Source organism: Pseudoxanthomonas sp. Root65 (assembly GCF_001427635.1).
Lineage (GTDB): Bacteria > Pseudomonadota > Gammaproteobacteria > Xanthomonadales > Xanthomonadaceae > Pseudoxanthomonas_A.
Map to the genome: position 1 here is coordinate 627,994 of NZ_LMHA01000002.1, position 14,650 is coordinate 642,643.

The 14,650-nt window shown below is 68.3% G+C and carries 19 protein-coding genes; 9 read left to right on the forward strand and 10 right to left on the reverse strand.

What is annotated here, in order from left to right:
- Positions 1-96: 96 nt before the first annotated feature.
- Entirely contained in the window at positions 97-1,623 is a 1,527-nt protein-coding gene (locus ASD77_RS13495; RefSeq protein WP_055942637.1) for a hypothetical protein, read from the reverse strand.
- 142 nt (positions 1,624-1,765) lie between these two features.
- Here ASD77_RS13495 and ASD77_RS13500 point away from each other — a divergent pair, with 142 nt between their 5' ends.
- Together ASD77_RS13500 and ASD77_RS18185 are read left to right on the forward strand one after the other, a co-directional pair.
- Positions 1,766-2,815 carry an LD-carboxypeptidase gene (locus ASD77_RS13500; RefSeq protein ID WP_055942640.1) on the forward strand — a complete coding sequence of 350 codons (1,050 nt, stop codon included), beginning with the start codon at positions 1,766-1,768 and terminating at the stop codon, positions 2,813-2,815.
- A 3-nt stretch (positions 2,816-2,818) separates the two neighbouring features.
- Positions 2,819-2,992 carry a hypothetical protein gene (locus ASD77_RS18185; protein ID WP_156383639.1) on the forward strand — a complete coding sequence of 58 codons (174 nt, stop codon included), beginning with the start codon at positions 2,819-2,821 and terminating at the stop codon, positions 2,990-2,992.
- Between the two features lie 223 nt (positions 2,993-3,215).
- On the opposite strand, the gene ASD77_RS13505 is transcribed toward ASD77_RS18185, so the two are convergent.
- Positions 3,216-3,431, reverse strand: a complete 216-nt coding sequence (locus ASD77_RS13505; protein WP_055942643.1) for a hypothetical protein — start codon at positions 3,429-3,431, stop codon at positions 3,216-3,218.
- Positions 3,432-3,441: 10 nt separating this feature from the next.
- On the reverse strand, positions 3,442-3,750 hold the full coding sequence (locus tag ASD77_RS13510; RefSeq protein WP_055943476.1) for a YkgJ family cysteine cluster protein: 309 nt from the start codon (positions 3,748-3,750) through the stop codon (positions 3,442-3,444).
- A gap of 555 nt (positions 3,751-4,305) precedes the next feature.
- Here ASD77_RS13510 and ASD77_RS13515 point away from each other — a divergent pair.
- Positions 4,306-5,628, forward strand: a complete 1,323-nt coding sequence (locus tag ASD77_RS13515) for a VCBS repeat-containing protein (RefSeq protein ID WP_055942647.1) — start codon at positions 4,306-4,308, stop codon at positions 5,626-5,628.
- A 4-nt stretch (positions 5,629-5,632) separates the two neighbouring features.
- Here the strand turns inward: ASD77_RS13515 and ASD77_RS13520 are convergent, their stop codons facing one another.
- From ASD77_RS13520 to ASD77_RS13535, 5 genes are all read right to left on the reverse strand, one after another.
- On the reverse strand, positions 5,633-5,944 hold the full coding sequence (locus ASD77_RS13520) for a DUF6122 family protein (RefSeq protein ID WP_156383666.1): 312 nt from the start codon (positions 5,942-5,944) through the stop codon (positions 5,633-5,635).
- Positions 5,945-5,958: 14 nt separating this feature from the next.
- Entirely contained in the window at positions 5,959-6,429 is a 471-nt protein-coding gene (locus ASD77_RS13525) for a YaiI/YqxD family protein (RefSeq protein ID WP_055942654.1), read from the reverse strand.
- On the reverse strand, positions 6,426-6,587 hold the full coding sequence (locus ASD77_RS18400) for a hypothetical protein (RefSeq protein WP_200947400.1): 162 nt from the start codon (positions 6,585-6,587) through the stop codon (positions 6,426-6,428). Before ASD77_RS18400 ends, ASD77_RS13525 begins: the two co-directional genes overlap by 4 nt.
- A gap of 335 nt (positions 6,588-6,922) precedes the next feature.
- On the reverse strand, positions 6,923-7,747 hold the full coding sequence (locus ASD77_RS13530; RefSeq protein ID WP_055942657.1) for a methyltransferase domain-containing protein: 825 nt from the start codon (positions 7,745-7,747) through the stop codon (positions 6,923-6,925).
- A 2-nt stretch (positions 7,748-7,749) separates the two neighbouring features.
- Entirely contained in the window at positions 7,750-8,583 is an 834-nt protein-coding gene (locus tag ASD77_RS13535; RefSeq protein WP_055942660.1) for a class I SAM-dependent methyltransferase, read from the reverse strand.
- Positions 8,584-8,809: 226 nt separating this feature from the next.
- Here ASD77_RS13535 and ASD77_RS13540 point away from each other — a divergent pair, with 226 nt between their 5' ends.
- A complete protein-coding gene (locus ASD77_RS13540) occupies positions 8,810-9,355 on the forward strand; it encodes an OsmC family protein (RefSeq protein ID WP_055942663.1) in 546 nt (181 codons plus the stop codon).
- A 1-nt stretch (position 9,356) separates the two neighbouring features.
- Positions 9,357-10,334: an AraC family transcriptional regulator gene (locus ASD77_RS13545; protein WP_055942667.1), complete on the forward strand. Its 978-nt coding sequence runs from the start codon at positions 9,357-9,359 to the stop codon at positions 10,332-10,334.
- Between the two features lie 4 nt (positions 10,335-10,338).
- Here the strand turns inward: ASD77_RS13545 and ASD77_RS13550 are convergent, their stop codons facing one another.
- Both ASD77_RS13550 and ASD77_RS13555 read right to left on the reverse strand, forming a co-directional pair.
- A complete protein-coding gene (locus tag ASD77_RS13550) occupies positions 10,339-10,593 on the reverse strand; it encodes a hypothetical protein (protein WP_055942670.1) in 255 nt (84 codons plus the stop codon).
- Between the two features lie 83 nt (positions 10,594-10,676).
- Complete coding sequence (locus ASD77_RS13555; RefSeq protein ID WP_055943479.1) at positions 10,677-11,519, reverse strand: MnmC family methyltransferase; 843 nt, start codon at positions 11,517-11,519, stop codon at positions 10,677-10,679.
- A 130-nt stretch (positions 11,520-11,649) separates the two neighbouring features.
- Between ASD77_RS13555 and ASD77_RS13560 the strand changes: the two genes are divergently transcribed.
- The 4 genes from ASD77_RS13560 to ASD77_RS13575 all read left to right on the forward strand — a co-directional run bounded on the left by ASD77_RS13560 (position 11,650) and on the right by ASD77_RS13575 (position 14,588).
- A complete protein-coding gene (locus tag ASD77_RS13560) occupies positions 11,650-12,576 on the forward strand; it encodes a M14 family metallocarboxypeptidase (RefSeq protein ID WP_055942673.1) in 927 nt (308 codons plus the stop codon).
- 94 nt (positions 12,577-12,670) lie between these two features.
- On the forward strand, positions 12,671-12,937 hold the full coding sequence (locus tag ASD77_RS13565; protein ID WP_055942676.1) for a DksA/TraR family C4-type zinc finger protein: 267 nt from the start codon (positions 12,671-12,673) through the stop codon (positions 12,935-12,937).
- Between the two features lie 88 nt (positions 12,938-13,025).
- Positions 13,026-13,955, forward strand: a complete 930-nt coding sequence (locus ASD77_RS13570; RefSeq protein WP_055942679.1) for a Ku protein — start codon at positions 13,026-13,028, stop codon at positions 13,953-13,955.
- 3 nt (positions 13,956-13,958) lie between these two features.
- Entirely contained in the window at positions 13,959-14,588 is a 630-nt protein-coding gene (locus tag ASD77_RS13575; RefSeq protein WP_156383641.1) for a GIY-YIG nuclease family protein, read from the forward strand.
- Positions 14,589-14,650 lie beyond the last annotated feature (62 nt).

Sequence of the window (14,650 nt, forward strand, 5' to 3'; positions counted from 1 at the left end):
GATGTGTCCGCCTCTCTTCCACGACGACCGGCAGGACCGGAAATCGACAGGCGAGGGAGCATCCGTCCGCGCGGGATTCCGGCGGACGCGACGCCGCTAGGCCCAGGGCGCCAGCGCGATGCTCAGCTGGGCCTGGAAGCCCTTGTTCGACACCACCGGCACGGCGAACAGCATGGGCGTGGCCTGGGTGGCGCCGACCGCCTTGCTGCCCATGCGCGCCACCTCGGCGGCGTTCTTCGGACCGGTGGCCCAGTGTTCGTCCGCCCAGACGTAACGCAGCGCCCAGTGGCCAGCGTCGTCGCGCTTGGCGAACAGCACCAGGGTGTCGCGGAACAGGTACTCGCCCGGGATGTGCTGCTTGAGGAAGAGGGCGCCGTCGACTTCGTAACCGGCAGTGGACACCGCTAGGTCGATCGAGAAGGACACTTCGCTGCCGGCGGTGATCTTCGAGCTGTCCAGATAGACCGAGAACAGCACCGGCGCACGCGCGTTGCGGATGAGCGTGCCGTCCGGGCCGAACAGCTCCGCGTACTCGCGGCGCACCGCGCTCTCGTGCGCCTTGGTGCGCGAGGTCAGGTCGTAGGTGTAGGCGCCGCGCGGCGCCACCGTGGTCTCGATGTAGTACGACGAGGCGATCTTCTTGCCGCGCTTGCGCGCCTGCTCGATCTCCGGCGGGAACGGCAGCGCGCTGATGTCCAGCCGGGCGGTGGCGCTGAGGTCGCCGAACAGGAAGCGCGAGAGGTTCTGATAACCCTCCTCGGAATTGACGATGCCGAAGAAGCCGCTGTGGCTGCGGTTGACGAAGGCACGCGGGCTGTTCGCCACGTAGGCGTTCTCGATCCGCACCAGCCCGTCGCTCATCTGCCCGGCGGCCATCGACGACAGGCCATGCGCCACCGCGTAATCCCGGCTGTTGGTGCCGACCAGGCTGAAGAAACGCTCGGGCGGGAACCCGGAATCGCCCAGTGTGTTGACCTTGTCCTTCGGTACCTTGAGGTATTTGGCCATCACGCCGCGGTTGAAATTGTCCATGTCGTTGATCGACAGCAGGCTGGGCACGTTGATGCCGCCCATCTCGATACCGTTGTGTGGGGTGGCGTAGGTGAACACCTTGTCGACCAGCCCGCGCACCTCGGCGCTGGCGATGTCCGGGTTCTGCAGCAGGCAGCGGCAGATCAGTCCGCCCATCGAATGCGCCACCAGGTAGACGCGGAAGGCCTTGCGGTCGGCCTCGCTGTTGCCACAGATGCGCTCGCGCAGTTCGGTGATGCGCGCGGCCAGCGCCTTGGCGGCATCGGGGATGGACAGCGCCTTGCCGTCGCCGAAGGCGGGATCGGCGGCGTCGTAGTAGCGGTGGATCACGATGCTGCGCGGCGACAGCTTGCCGGCGTTCTCGGCGCCGGCCGCATAGGTGTCGCGGTAGTCGTAGTCCTTCATCAGCCGTACCAGCGGCGATTCGAACACGAACTTCACGATGCGCCCGTCCTGCGCCTGGCGGATCTTGGTGGAGCCGGCCTCGAAGCCCATGTAAGGCGTGGACGTGGTCTGGATCACCTCGTCGCGGGTCATCGCGTAACCGCGGACGTAGATGATGGGATAGAACGGTCGCTGGATCCTGGCCATGGGCTTGCCTCCCTTCGCATCATCGGACGATTACCGGTGCTTCACGGCGGAGCGGAGATGCCGCGGCCATGCGTGCATGCGCCCGCCGCGCCGCAGCGGTTAGGATGAAGGCCCGATCCATGCGATGTCCAATCGAGGTGGCATGAACAGGCGACATTTCCTTGGCAGTGCGGCCCTGATGGCCGCTGCATCCACCGTGCCGTTCGCGGTCGGTTCCACCGCCTCGGCAGCGCCGTCGCGCGCGCGCCTGCTGCCGCCGGCGCTGAATCCCGGCGACACCGTGGCGCTGGTCAGTCCGTCGGGCGCCACCGACGAACCGTTCGACCTGCAGCTCGCCCGCGAAGCGATGGAAGCGTTGGGCTTGAAGGTCAAGGTGGCGCCGCATCTCGCATCGCGCTATGGCCATCTCGCCGGCCAGGATGGGGAGCGGGCCGGCGATCTCAACGCGATGTTCGCCGACCGCGAGGTGAAGGCGATCGTCTGCGCGCGCGGCGGTTCCGGTGCGGCGCGGCTGCTGCCGCTCCTCGACTACGCCATGATCCGCCGCAATCCGAAGATCCTGCTGGGCTATTCGGACATCACCGCCTTGCACAACGCGCTTCTGTCGCAGGCGGGGCTGGTCAGCTTCCATGGCCCCATCGGCATCGGCAGCTGGAACACCTTCAACGCGGACCAGTTCCGCCGGGTGTTCTTCCAGCGCGAGCAGATGCAGTACGCCAACAGCGCCGACAAGGGCGATGAACTGGTGCAGCGCAAGAACCGCACGGTGACGATCACCGGCGGCAAGGCGCAGGGCGAGCTGGTGGGCGGCAATCTGACCGTGCTGACCGCGCTGGCCGGCTCGCCGTACCTGCCGGACTTCAGCGGCAAGATCCTGTTCCTGGAGGACGTGTCCGAGGCGCCGTACCGCATCGACCGCATGCTCAGCACGCTGCGCCTGATGGGGGCGCTGGACAAGGTCAAGGGCATCATCTTCGGCGAATGCACCGAGTGCGATCCCGGCGGCGGCTACGGCTCGCTGACGCTGCCGCAGATCTTCGACGATTACTTCCTGCCGCTGAAGGTGCCGACCTACCGCGGCGCGATGATCGGCCACATCCGCCAGCAGTTCATCGTGCCGGTAGGCGGCAAGGTGGAGATGGATGCCGATGCCGGGACGTTCCGGATGCTGGAGCCGGTGTTCCCGCAGTGATGCGTGCGGGCCGGCTCAGGCCCGCTGCCGTTTCCCGGACATGGCGACGTGCTTGCGGCGTCGCTGGTCGACACGGTGGAAACGCTCCAGGGCGAGGCCGGCCAGGTCTGGGAGTTCACCGGGTATCGCCACGGCGGGCGCGAGCTGGCGGTCTATTCAAGGGGCGCAGGACGCTGAATTCCTTCGTCGCACCGATTCCCCGCCAGGCCCATCCCGCGGCCATGCGCGCCGCGCTGGCGGAGATTGCGGAAAGCAATCGCGAGGACGATGACTGCGTTCCCTGCGTGACGGCCGGCACCTGCCAGGCGCCACGATCGGGCGATTGAGCAACGACGCCGCGAGCCTGCCCGCTCTCGGGCGCGCCCGTCTCGCGCTCGATGACGTCGTCGTGCGTTGGCGTCTACGCGTCGGCGGCGCCGACCTTGCGCAGCACCCGGGTGGTGCCGAGCACTTCGATGGCGCCGCCGGCCAGGCGGAATGCGTCCATGTCGGCGGCGATGGTGTCGCTGGTCAGTGCGCCACGCGGGCTCGCGGGGCGACGGGCGAACACGCGGCTGGCGCCCTGGGCGCTGTCGGTGGGGGCGTCAGCTGAGGCGTTCTTGCGGGGTCGGGCCATGGGAGTTCCTTCAGTAGAGGGTGAGCGGGATGCCGCGCGATGTGCGATCGAGGTAGTCGGCACGCACATCGCGGCAGTAGGGGCCGGCCATGACGAAGCGACGGCAGATGTCGGGGCGGGTCTCGTAGATCGAGCAGCACATGCGCGCCGCGTCGATCGCCACGCACCAGCCTTCCTCATCGCGCGCCATCACGTGCAGGCCGGCGTCGGTGCAGGCGGTCAGGTGCTCGGGCACCCGGTCTTCCGGCTGCAGGACCACGGTCAGCCGGCAGCACACGGCATCGCAGCGCTCGCACAGCGGGACGGCGACGGCGTTCATGGTCGCGATGCCGGGCGCAGCCAACCACCGCGAGGCGGAACGCCACGGCGGGGAAGGGCAGGCAAGGGGTCGCGAGGCATGGAGCGCTCCCGGTGAGGCGTCCACCCCGTGGGGTCGTGACGCATGGAGGAAAGCGCAGCGGGCGACGTTGTCGGCGGTCGGACGGGACGCAGGAGAAGACAGCCGCCCCATGGTACGCCCCCCGGCGTGTTCCCGCCGGAAACGGGTCGCTGGAACTGAACGCACGGGTCAGATTGGGCGGCCCGCGCTACATCAACAGGCAGTCGATGCCGTCCAACACGATGTGGATCAGCAGGCCGATGCCGAACGACAGGAGCGGTACGGCTTACACCGCGATCGCTTGCCAGGGATGCGGCGTATGGGGAAGCCCAGGCAGTGGTGCGATTGCGGGCAGCAGGCCCTGCATGGGATGCTGCATTGCGCTAGAGGGGGGAGGGGGACCGCGTGGGCGTCTTGAGATCTTTTGCGGCTTGCTTGGCGGCCGGTAGTTTGCTGTTGTTCCTAGGTTGGCTGCTGGAGCCAGAGCACCGGCGGATGCAGGACGCCGAGGCGATCGTTGACGACATGGCGCGCACTTACCTGGATGAAGGATCGGTAGGCGCAGCGCTGCCGTCCTGGACGGCGATCACGTCGCAGCCCGTCCTATGGGCGCCTTCGACGCACGGCACTGCCAGCATGGGGCCTTTGCCCGCGTTGAACGCTATGTCCGGCTTCCACTTCGAGCGGGTCATCGTATCTCCGGTGGTCGCGAGTTTCGTGCCGGAGCAGGTCGTAGTGGCTGATGTCACAGGGGATCGTCTGAATGACATCGTGATGACGGCGACGACTTTCGGTGAGCTTGTGCTGCGCGTCCATGCGCAGAAGGGGGACGGTACGCTCGAAACGCCTCTGGAGTACCGCGTTCCGATCTACTCGGGTCGCGGCGGTAGCGTGGAAGCCGTCGACCTGGACAACGACGGGCTGCCCGAGATTGCCATGGGCACCGAGAACGCGATCATGGTGTTCAAGCGCGCAGGGCAGACCTTCATCGCCACCAGCCGTTCTTCGCCGCGGCGCTTGTTGTCGCTGGGCGGAATCGATCTGGATGGCGACGGCCATCGAGATGTATTCGCGCAGAGCTGGGCAGAAGGCGCGGAGCTCTTCTTCAGCGATGGCGTGGGAGGATTCCGTGGCAGTCGGTCCCTGGATACCCCGCTCGCCGGGTACAACACCCTCGAGATCGCCGACTACACCGGTGACGGGATTCCCGATGTCGTCATAACGAACGCGCAGGGCTGGTCTAATGTCCATGTCTATCCCGGTATCCGCACAGGCGGACTGGGCAGCCGGATCGACATCGCGTTGGCGTCCACCAGTACGTTTCCACCGGAGGGCATGTCCGTTGCCGACATGGATCGTGACGGTAATCCGGACCTGCTGGTGTCCGACGGCGGTAACGTGCTCAAACCGGCCAAAGGCATCCACATCCATTACCAGCGCGATGGGAACCCGCAGGCGGGTTATCGGTTCATTCCGTTCCAGGGTTACTACGAGCGACCGGGTGCGGTCCAGATCGCCGATCTGGATGGGAATGGGTATCCCGACATCGTGACCATGATGAACAGCAACAACCAGATGGGATATGTGTTGCAGGGGCCGACCGGATTCGCTGCATCGATCGTGGTCACGACCTCTGACAATCCTTGGTACAACAGCTTCTATCTCGACAATTCCTTTGCCATCGGCGACGTGGATTCCAACGGGTGTCCGGACGTAGTGCTGGCCGAAGCCAGTTCATCATTGAGGGTGTTCTACGGGCGCAACTGCCAATTGTCCGATCGCGTTCAATCGCGGCCATTGCCGCCCCGGCTGCAGTGAGTCGCTACATCAACAGGCAGTCGATGCCGTCCAACACGATGTGGATCAGCAGGCCGATGCCGAACCAGCGGGTCTTCCTGGGCAGGGCCAGGCCGGCATAGACGGCGATGGCGGGCCAGGTGTGCAGGGGATGGAAGCCGATACTGCAGCGGCCGGGTGCGTAGACCGGGTCGGCGAGCAGGTGGTCGAGGTCGATCACCCAGGCGGTCAGCATCCACAGCGCAGCGCGTTTCCAGTCTTTCGGCCAGCACAGCCGCGCCACCGCAAGCGGCACGAGGACGTGCAGCAGCAAGTGCAGCGGGGCGCGCAGTTCCAGATCGCTCATGACGGTCAGACGCGCCCGGCCAGCCAGCGGTCCAACTGGTTGGCGAAGGCCTGGCGGTCGCGCGCGCCGAAGACCGCCGGTCCGCCGGTCTGCACGCCGGCGCCGCGCAGTTCGTCCATGAAGTTCCGCATGGACAGGCGCTCGGCGATGTTGTCGGGAGTGAAACGGTCGCCGCGCGGATTGATCGCCTGCGCACCGTTGGCCAGCACGCGCGCCGCCAGCGGGATGTCCTGGGTGACGACCAGGTCGCCGGCCTGTGCCCGTTCGACGATGGCATCGTCGGCCACGTCGTAGCCGCCCTGGACCTGCAGCGCGCGGATGAAACGCGATGGCGGCGTGCGCAGCCACTGGTTGGCCACCAGCGTGACCTGGACCCGTACGCGCTCGGCGGCGCGGAACAGGATCTCCTTCACCGGCCCCGGGCAGGCATCGGCATCCACCCAGACCTGGGCGGCGGGGACCGCGCCGTCACTCATTCCGGTGCGGCGTCGGACCCGGATTCGTCCGCCTCGGGACCGCCGTCGGGGCGGGCGGCATCGCGCTCGGCGCGCTTCTTGGCGTCTTTCTCGTCTTTTTTCTTCTTCTTGGCCAGTTCGCGCTGGCGCTTTTCAAAGGAATAGTTGGGCTTGGGCATGGGGCAGGGGGGTATCCAGGGAAAAGGGTGGGACGGATCGCGGGCGCGATGCGCAGGGGTACACGATAGCCCGCATCCGCCGCGCGCGGGCAGGGGCGGGCACCGGGCCTCCTGTTTCCAAGGGTTTCCGGACCTTGCGGACCCGGTTCGGGTCGCGCGAGTGCGCGGGCGGCCATTGCCCTGCGCTGGCCGGGGAGATGGCCGAACCCCTGCGGGAGCCGCGCTGGCAGACTGCCTGGCCTTTGCCGCGTCGGCCGTTGTCCGGGAGGTGGGCGTTCCCTGACGTCCTTTCCCGCAAGATCGTGCCGCCCCCCGTGATGCGGCAGGCCCCCCGCTCAGCGCGGGGGCTTGCGCGCCACCGCCACCACGAACTCGCCCGGCATGCGGTATCCCTGGCCGACGCGCCACGGCGCGATCGCGCGAAGGTAGCGTGCCTGCACGCGCCGACGCGTGGCGGTATCGAAGCGCGACCATGCCATCGCCACCGGACCGCCGACGAAGGCGGCATCGCACGCTTCTTCACGACTGGCGTAGGCCAGCACCGCATCGACGCGCTGCTCCTGCACATCGACGAAGCCGCTGCGCGTGCACAGGTCGTCCAGCATGCCGGCGTGGCCAAGCTGGAAAAACAGCGGGCACACGTCGCTGGCGACTTCCTCGTCGACGAGGGGAAAGATCGGCGACCACCCGCAGCGGGCGCGCTGGCCCCACACCGCGATCGCTACCCGGCCGCCAGGACGCAGCAGCCGGTGGATCTCGCGCATCGCCTGTTCGGGATCGGGCATGTACATCAGCCCCAGTGCGCAGTAGGCCACATCGAAGCTTTCGCCGGGTATGTCCAACTGTTCGCCGTCCATGCGCGCGAAGGTGGCGTTCGCCACGTCCAGGTCACGAGCGCGCTGCACGGCCTGTTCCACCATGCGTTCGGCGATGTCCACGCCTAGTACCCGGCCGTCGGGCCCCACGTGGCGCGCGGCCGCCAGCGCGATCACGCCGGTGCCGCAGGCTACGTCGAGTACGGCCTCGCCGCGCACGGGCACGGCGAGCGCCAGCAGGCGACGGTGTGCCTCCGACAGCGACGCCTCCCACAGCGCGTCGTAGCGATTCGCCGCCAGGTCCCAGCCGTATCGCTGGATGCGTCGCTGCAGTTTCGCCTGCATGTTCACCGGCGGGTGACCACGGTTTCCAGGTACTCGCTGGGCACCACCAGGCCATCGCCATGGCCGACGCGCATGCGCTCCATCAGGGCGATGAGGTCTTCTTCGAGCTGCGCGGCACGCTCTGCCGGCAGTGCCTGGAACGCTTTCTGCACCGGCCCGTACCAGGTACGGAAAACATCGACCATGTGCGTCGCCGAGCGGTAGCGGAAGTTGAACACGCGCGGTGTCGCCGAGAGGGCACTGACTTGGTCACCGAACAGTGCGTGCAGGTGCGCATGCGTGCCCCACAGCGACGGCGCTTGCACGCCGGCCGGCGGCGGCAGGTGACGGCCCAGTACCTTGAACATCTGGCCGATGAAGCCGTCCGGCGTCCAGTTGGCCATGCCGATGCGACCACCCGGACGGCATACGCGCAGCAGTTCGTCGGCGGCGCGCGCATGGTCGGGCGTGAACATCACGCCGAAGGTGGACAGCACCACGTCGAAGCTCCCGTCGGCGAATGGCAGCGCCTCGGCGTCCGCAGGCAGGAACTCGACCTGCAGTTGCTCCGCCTCTGCACGGGCGCGTCCGAGGTCGAGCAGCGCAGGCACGTAGTCGGTGGAAACGACACGACCGCCCCTGCGCGCGGCAGCCAGCGTGGCATTGCCGTTGCCGGCGGCGACATCGAGCACGTGCTCGTCCCAGCGCAGGTCGACGGCTTCGGCCAGTTGTTCGCCGACGATCTGCAGGGTGGTGCCGACAACGGCGTAGTTGCCGCTGGACCAGGCGGCCTGCTGGCGCTGCTTGATCGCAGCCAGGTCGGGGGTGGCGGGGAGGGAGGCGGGAACTGCGTTCATCAGGAGAACTCCGGTTTGGGGTGGCGCAGACTGCCGGCCAGGTCCATGTGTTGTCCTGACGCCGCGTCTGCCGGAACTGGCCGTGCGTCCGTGGCGTGCGCGCGATCGCCCCGGGCTCCTGAATTCCTTGCCGTGCGTCCGCCGGCTGGCCGCGCGGCGCGGCGGGCGGCGTTATCGGGAGCACAATCCGGTCCCTGACCTGCACATCGCGGAGCTGCACCGATCTATGGGTACACCACACGACATTGCCGGCGCGATGCGCCGGGCCGTCGCCGTCTTCACCCGTCGCCCCGACATGGGCCTGCACGACGACGTCAGCGCCCGTGCGCGATGGCGGGACGGCATGCATGTCGTCGCCACGCATGCGTCAGGCATCCAGATCGAGACGGACATGCCGGCCGAACTGGGTGGCAGCGGCGAACTGCCTTCGCCCGGCTGGTACTTCCGCGCCGGTATCGCGGCCTGCGCGACGACGGCCATCGCGATGGTGGCCGCGGCGGAAGGAGTCGCCCTGGATCATCTCGAAGTGGATGTCGGCAGCCGCAGTGACACGCGGGGCCTGCTGGGCATGCGCACTGCCGACGGCGTGGACATCGAGGCTGGTCCGGCGACCATGCGGGTGGCCGTCAATCTCGCAGCGGCCGACGTGGAGGCCGCGCGCCTGGCGGCCATTGTGGAGACAGCGCTGCGCCGCTCCCCGATGCAGGGCGCGTTGACCGCACAGCCAGCCATGACGGTGACCGTCAACGTCGACAGCGCGCTCGGCAGCTGAGATGGACGCGCTGTCTGAAATCCTGCGGGTGGTGCAGATGTCGGGCGCGTTCTTCGTCAACGCGCGGTTCAGTGCGCCGTGGTGCTACCAGTCGCCGAAGGCGGCGTTGGCGGCGCCGTGGTTGGACCCGTCGGCGGAACAGGTGGTGATCTTCCATCTGATCACCGAAGGCGAATGCCTGGTGGAACTCGAGGGCGCGCCCTCCGTGCACGCGCAGGCGGGCGACGTGGTGATGTTCCCCAATGGCTGCGCGCACCGCATGGCATCGGCGCCGGGTCTGCCGCCGCCGCGCGGGGCCGCCGATCTGAAGAAGCTGTTCTCCAGCCGCCCGCGGCGGCTCGCGTACGGCGGCGGCGGTGCGCCCACGCGCATCGTCTGCGGTTATCTGGCCTGCGATACGCGATTGGCGCGGTTGTTGCTGGATGGGCTGCCGCCGGTCGTGAAAGTCAGCCTGCGCGACACGCATGCCGGTCCATGGCTGGAGTCATCCGTGCAGTACGCGCTGGCCGAGGCGCGATCGCCGCGTCCGGGCGGCAACGGCCTGCTCGCCAAACTGGCGGAGCTGCTGTTCATCGAAATGCTGCGCCAGCACGTGCACCAGAGCGACGGCCATGCCGGTTGGCTGGCAGGGCTGGGCGACCGTGTGGTCGGGGGCGCCTTGAACGCGATGCACCGGCGTCCTGCGCACGACTGGACGCTGGCGGATCTTGCACGTGCCGCCGGCACCTCGCGCTCGGTGCTTGCCGAACGCTTCCAGCACCTCGTCGGCACGTCACCGATGCAGTACCTGACGCAATGGCGCATGGTGATGGCAGCCAACCTGCTGCGGCGAAGCAATGCGCCGCTGTCGCGCGTGGCCGAGGAAGTCGGCTACCAGAACGACACCTCGTTCAGCCGCGCCTTCCGTCGGGAGTATGGCCAGCCGCCCGCCGCGTGGCGGCGCAGCCTGGCCGACGCCGGTCAGGCTGCGCACGCGTGATCGGTCAGGAAGCGGCCAGGCCCGCTTCCTGCCGGTGATCTCCGTCATCCGGGTTTTCCTTTCCGTCCGGGCCGGGGCCGTATCTCTCGAGGATGCCGGTGTCCTTGTCGGTCCCGTGGGTGGTCATGCGGCTGGTCTGCGGCGTGCTGGTCAGCGCATCGTGGTGGGTGCCGGTGCCGGTGCCGGTGCCGGTGCAGGTGCGCCGCGCCTCGCATGTCGTCTCACGGAGCTCACGCCGGTGCTCATGCTGTCGTTCCATGTGCTCCCGTACATGCCGGTGACGTGGTCGACACCATGCAGGCCCTGGCCCGCGAAGGGTGGGCCCATCGTCTTGAAGCGCCTTCAGCGGCGCACGCCGGTCACGCCATCCAGGGCGCGCTGCGCCTTGAAGCCTGCCTTTTCCAGCCGCTTCGCCACTTCGCCGGGCACGTCGCGGCCGCTGGTCAGCTTGTTGGGGCTGCCGGTGTAGTGGAACAGGGTGCCGCCGCGGCGCAGTACGCGCGCGAGCTGGTCGTAGAAGGCCTGCGAGTACAGTTCGCCGGCGATGCCGAAGCGCGGCGGATCGTGCAGCAGGGCGTCCATCGACGCGTCCGGCAGCTGCGCAATGGCCTGCGACACGTCGGCGTGGATCAGCTGCAGACGGCCGCCGGCGTCGGCGGCCTCCGGATCGGGCGACCAGGGGTTCAGCGTGCGCAGCCACAGCACGTCTTCGTTCTTCTCGAACGAAACGATGCGCGCGGCGCCGGCGTCGAGGCCGCAGGCCGCGAAATAGCCCAGCCCGCCGCAGGTATCCAGCACCGTCTTGCCGCGCGGCTCGACCAGCGCGACCTTGCGGCGCGCGTCGTCCAGCGGGGATGCCTTCGAGGTCGGCAGCATCTTGATACCGTCGATCTCGAACGTGGGCGCACCCCACGCGGTGGGCACCAGCTTGATCAGCGAACCGCGGTAGCGCGACACCGGCGCGAAGTCCTCGCCCTCCCACCAGTACAACGTGCGGTCCTTGAGCTTGCCGGGGTAGGGGTAGTCGATGTCCCGCCACTGCCAGCGGTCGGCGCCCAGTCGTGCCTCGCCCTGCGAGCGGCCCAGGTCGAGCGATCCGGTCCACGCGTCCTGGGCGCGGTCGCGCGCGGCGAGCAGCGCTGCGGCGTCGTCGCGCGTCAGCAGGGGGCCGGTGTAGTGGGGCATCGTGAGGTCGTGGTTCGGGAAGACCTCCATTTTCGCCCCGATGACGCATGCTGGACAGTGCGCAGGCGCCGACTGCGCCCAGGAAGGCCGCTGGTATAGTGCGGCCCCCGCCGGTTTCGCTGCCTTCGCCATGACCCCATTCGACCGTTTCCATCCCATCGGTACCCCCGGCCAGCCCTGGGGCGCGGCCGAAAAGGCGCAGTGGCGCGCGCAGCAGCGCGTGCGGCGCCGCTACGTGGACGATGTCGGCGTCGCGATCGAGGGCCTGCGCGAGCGTTTCGACGTGGAGCAGTACGGCCTGCTGGACTACGGCCCAGGCGAAACCTATCCGCTGTACGCCGTGCGCAGCCGCGACTGGAACGAAGCACTGCCCACGATGCTGGTGACCGGCGGTGTGCATGGCTACGAGACCAGCGGCGTGCATGGCGCGCTGCAGTTCCTTGAGCAACGCGCGGGCGACTATGCCGGCAAGGCCAACCTGCTGGTGGTGCCCTGCGTCAGCCCCTGGGGTTATGAACGCATCCACCGCTGGAACGCCGATGCGCTGGACCCCAACCGCTCCTTCCGCGCCGGCAGTCCCGCGCAGGAGTCCGCGGCGCTGATCGCCCTGGTCGCCCCGATCAGGGACCGCGTGCTGATGCATATCGATCTGCACGAGACCACCGACAGCGACGAAACCGAGTTCCGCCCGGCGCTGGCCGCGCGCGACGGCAAGCCCTACGAGCCGGGCGAGATTCCGGACGGTTTCTACCTGGTGGACGACAGCGAGCGCCGGCAGCCGGACTTCCAGCGTGCGGTGATCGCCGCGGTGGTCACGGTCACCCACATCGCGCCGGCCGACGCCAACGGCGAGATCATCGGCTCGCCGGTGGTCGCCGAAGGCGTCATCGAATACCCGGTCCGATCGCTCGGCCTGTGCACCGGCATCACCGACGCGCGCTACACCACCATTACCGAGGTCTACCCCGACAGCCCCAAGGCCACGCCGCAACAGTGCAACGATGCGCAGGTGGCCGCGGTCGTCGCGGCGATCGACTACGCGCTGGCGCACGGTTGAATCGAGGCGCCCTCGGCCCCATTCCGTTTCGTGAACCCGTGGTGTCGGTGGCGGCGTAAGCTGGCCGGACGCCCGTGCGTGCGAGGAGACGACCATGGCAACCGGATGGGCCGGCGATGGCGCCGTGCAGGACCAGATCGATGCGACCGTCAAGGACGGTATCGAACGCGCGCGTCGCGCGCTGCCCAAGGGGCCGAGCCTGACCCACTGCGAAGAGTGCGGCAAGCCGATTCCGGTCGCACGCCAGCAGGCCGTGCCGGGCGTGCGCCTGTGCGTGAGCTGCCAGGAAGCGGCCGACCACGAAGAACACGGCGCCGGCCTGTACAACCGCCGCGGCAGCAAGGACAGCCAGTTGCGCTGATCCGCTGCCAGCGCGGCGTGGGGTCTTCACGCGCGCTTGCGGCGCCGGTGCACAGGATGGGGATTCCTCCGTTCCCCGCAGGCACGCCATGGCACGCCCCATCTGGACCGGCACACTGTCGTTCGGCCTTCTCAACATTCCGGTCGCGCTGATGTCCGGAGAGCGCAAGGTGGACATCAGTTTCCGCATGCTGGATTCCCGCGACAGGAAGCCCATCCGCTTCGAGCGCGTCAACGCCGACACCGGCGAGGAAGTGCCCTGGAAGGACATCGTGAAGGCCTTTGAGTACGACAAGGGCAGCTATGTGGTCGTGGAGAAGGAGGACATCGCGTCCGCTGCGCCCGAAACACACGAATCGGTGGACGTGGAAGCCTTCGTCGACCGTGACGAGATTGGGCTGCGCTTTTTCGAGAAGCCCTACATCCTGGTGCCCGGCAAGAAGGCGGAAAAAGGCTATGTGCTGCTGCGCGATACCTTGGCAGGCACGGGCAAGGTCGGCGTGGCACGCGTGGTGATCCGTACCCGCGAGTATCTCTGCGCCGTGGTGCCGGAAGGGGATGCGCTGGTATTGATGATGCTGCGCTATCCCCAGGAGCTGGTCGAGCCCGAGGAGTACAAGCTGCCGGCCGGCAAAGCGGGCGATTACCGCATTACCGCGAAGGAGCGCGAGATGGCCGAAACCCTGATCGCCTCGATGTCCGCGCCGTGGAAACCCGACGACTACGAGGACGAGTTCCGCAAGCGTCTGGAGACGATCATCAGGAAGCGCATCAAGGCCCGTGGCGCCACTACGAAGATCGTGGACGTGGAGCCCGCCGAGAGCGAGGACGCCGCCACCAACGTGGTGGACTTCATGGCCCTGCTGCAGAAGAGCCTGGACAGCAAGAAGCGCACACCGGCCAACAAGCAGTCCGCCAGGAAGGCGCCGGCCAAGAAGTCCGCGCGCAAGGCCACCAAGGCGATCAAGGCGACGAAGAAGGCGCCCGCCAAGCGCACGCCCAAGGTCGCCGCGCGCTGACCCGTGGCGGGAGGCCGTCGCATCGTGCCGGTGGAGGGGGTCGGCACCGGCGCCAGCGGGCGCGCGTGCCTCTACGTGCTGCCGTGCGCCTACGAGGACCACGCCAAGCTCGGCATCGCGACCGATCCGCTGGTGCGCATGCAGGCGTTCTCGTCGCGCTTCTACGAGTTCTTCGACCTGGATCGGGGCTGGCTGGCCGAAGCCGACAGCATGCGCGAAGCCCGCCACTGGGAGACCCGCTGGAAGCGCGCCCTGCGCGACCATGCTGCGCCACCGCCGTTGCAGGTGCCCGCACAGGCGGCGGGGGAGACGGAATGGTTCCGGGGCGCGATGACGGCGCTCGACGGTGCACGGGACGAGCTGGCCGCGCAGGGATTCGTCCTGCACGCCCCACTGCGCCATTGGATCACCCGGCGCCTGCAGGAGCAGCGCGAGCGTCTGGAGGCCGGCGAGCGGGCGGCCAGTGCACATTACGGTGCGCCGGATGGGTGGCCTGCGGCCGCGTCATGGGCGCCCCTGGGAGCGCTGCGGGACGCGCTCGATGCCTACGTCGTACTGGGCGTGGCGCTGGACGATGCGATTTCGCCAGCCCTGCAGGCCTGGCTGGCGCGCAACACGCTGGCGCCCCCCTGATGCTGCTGTCGCGGGTCTTGCACGCGCTGTTGACGGGATGCGCCGCATAACGGACGCCATCG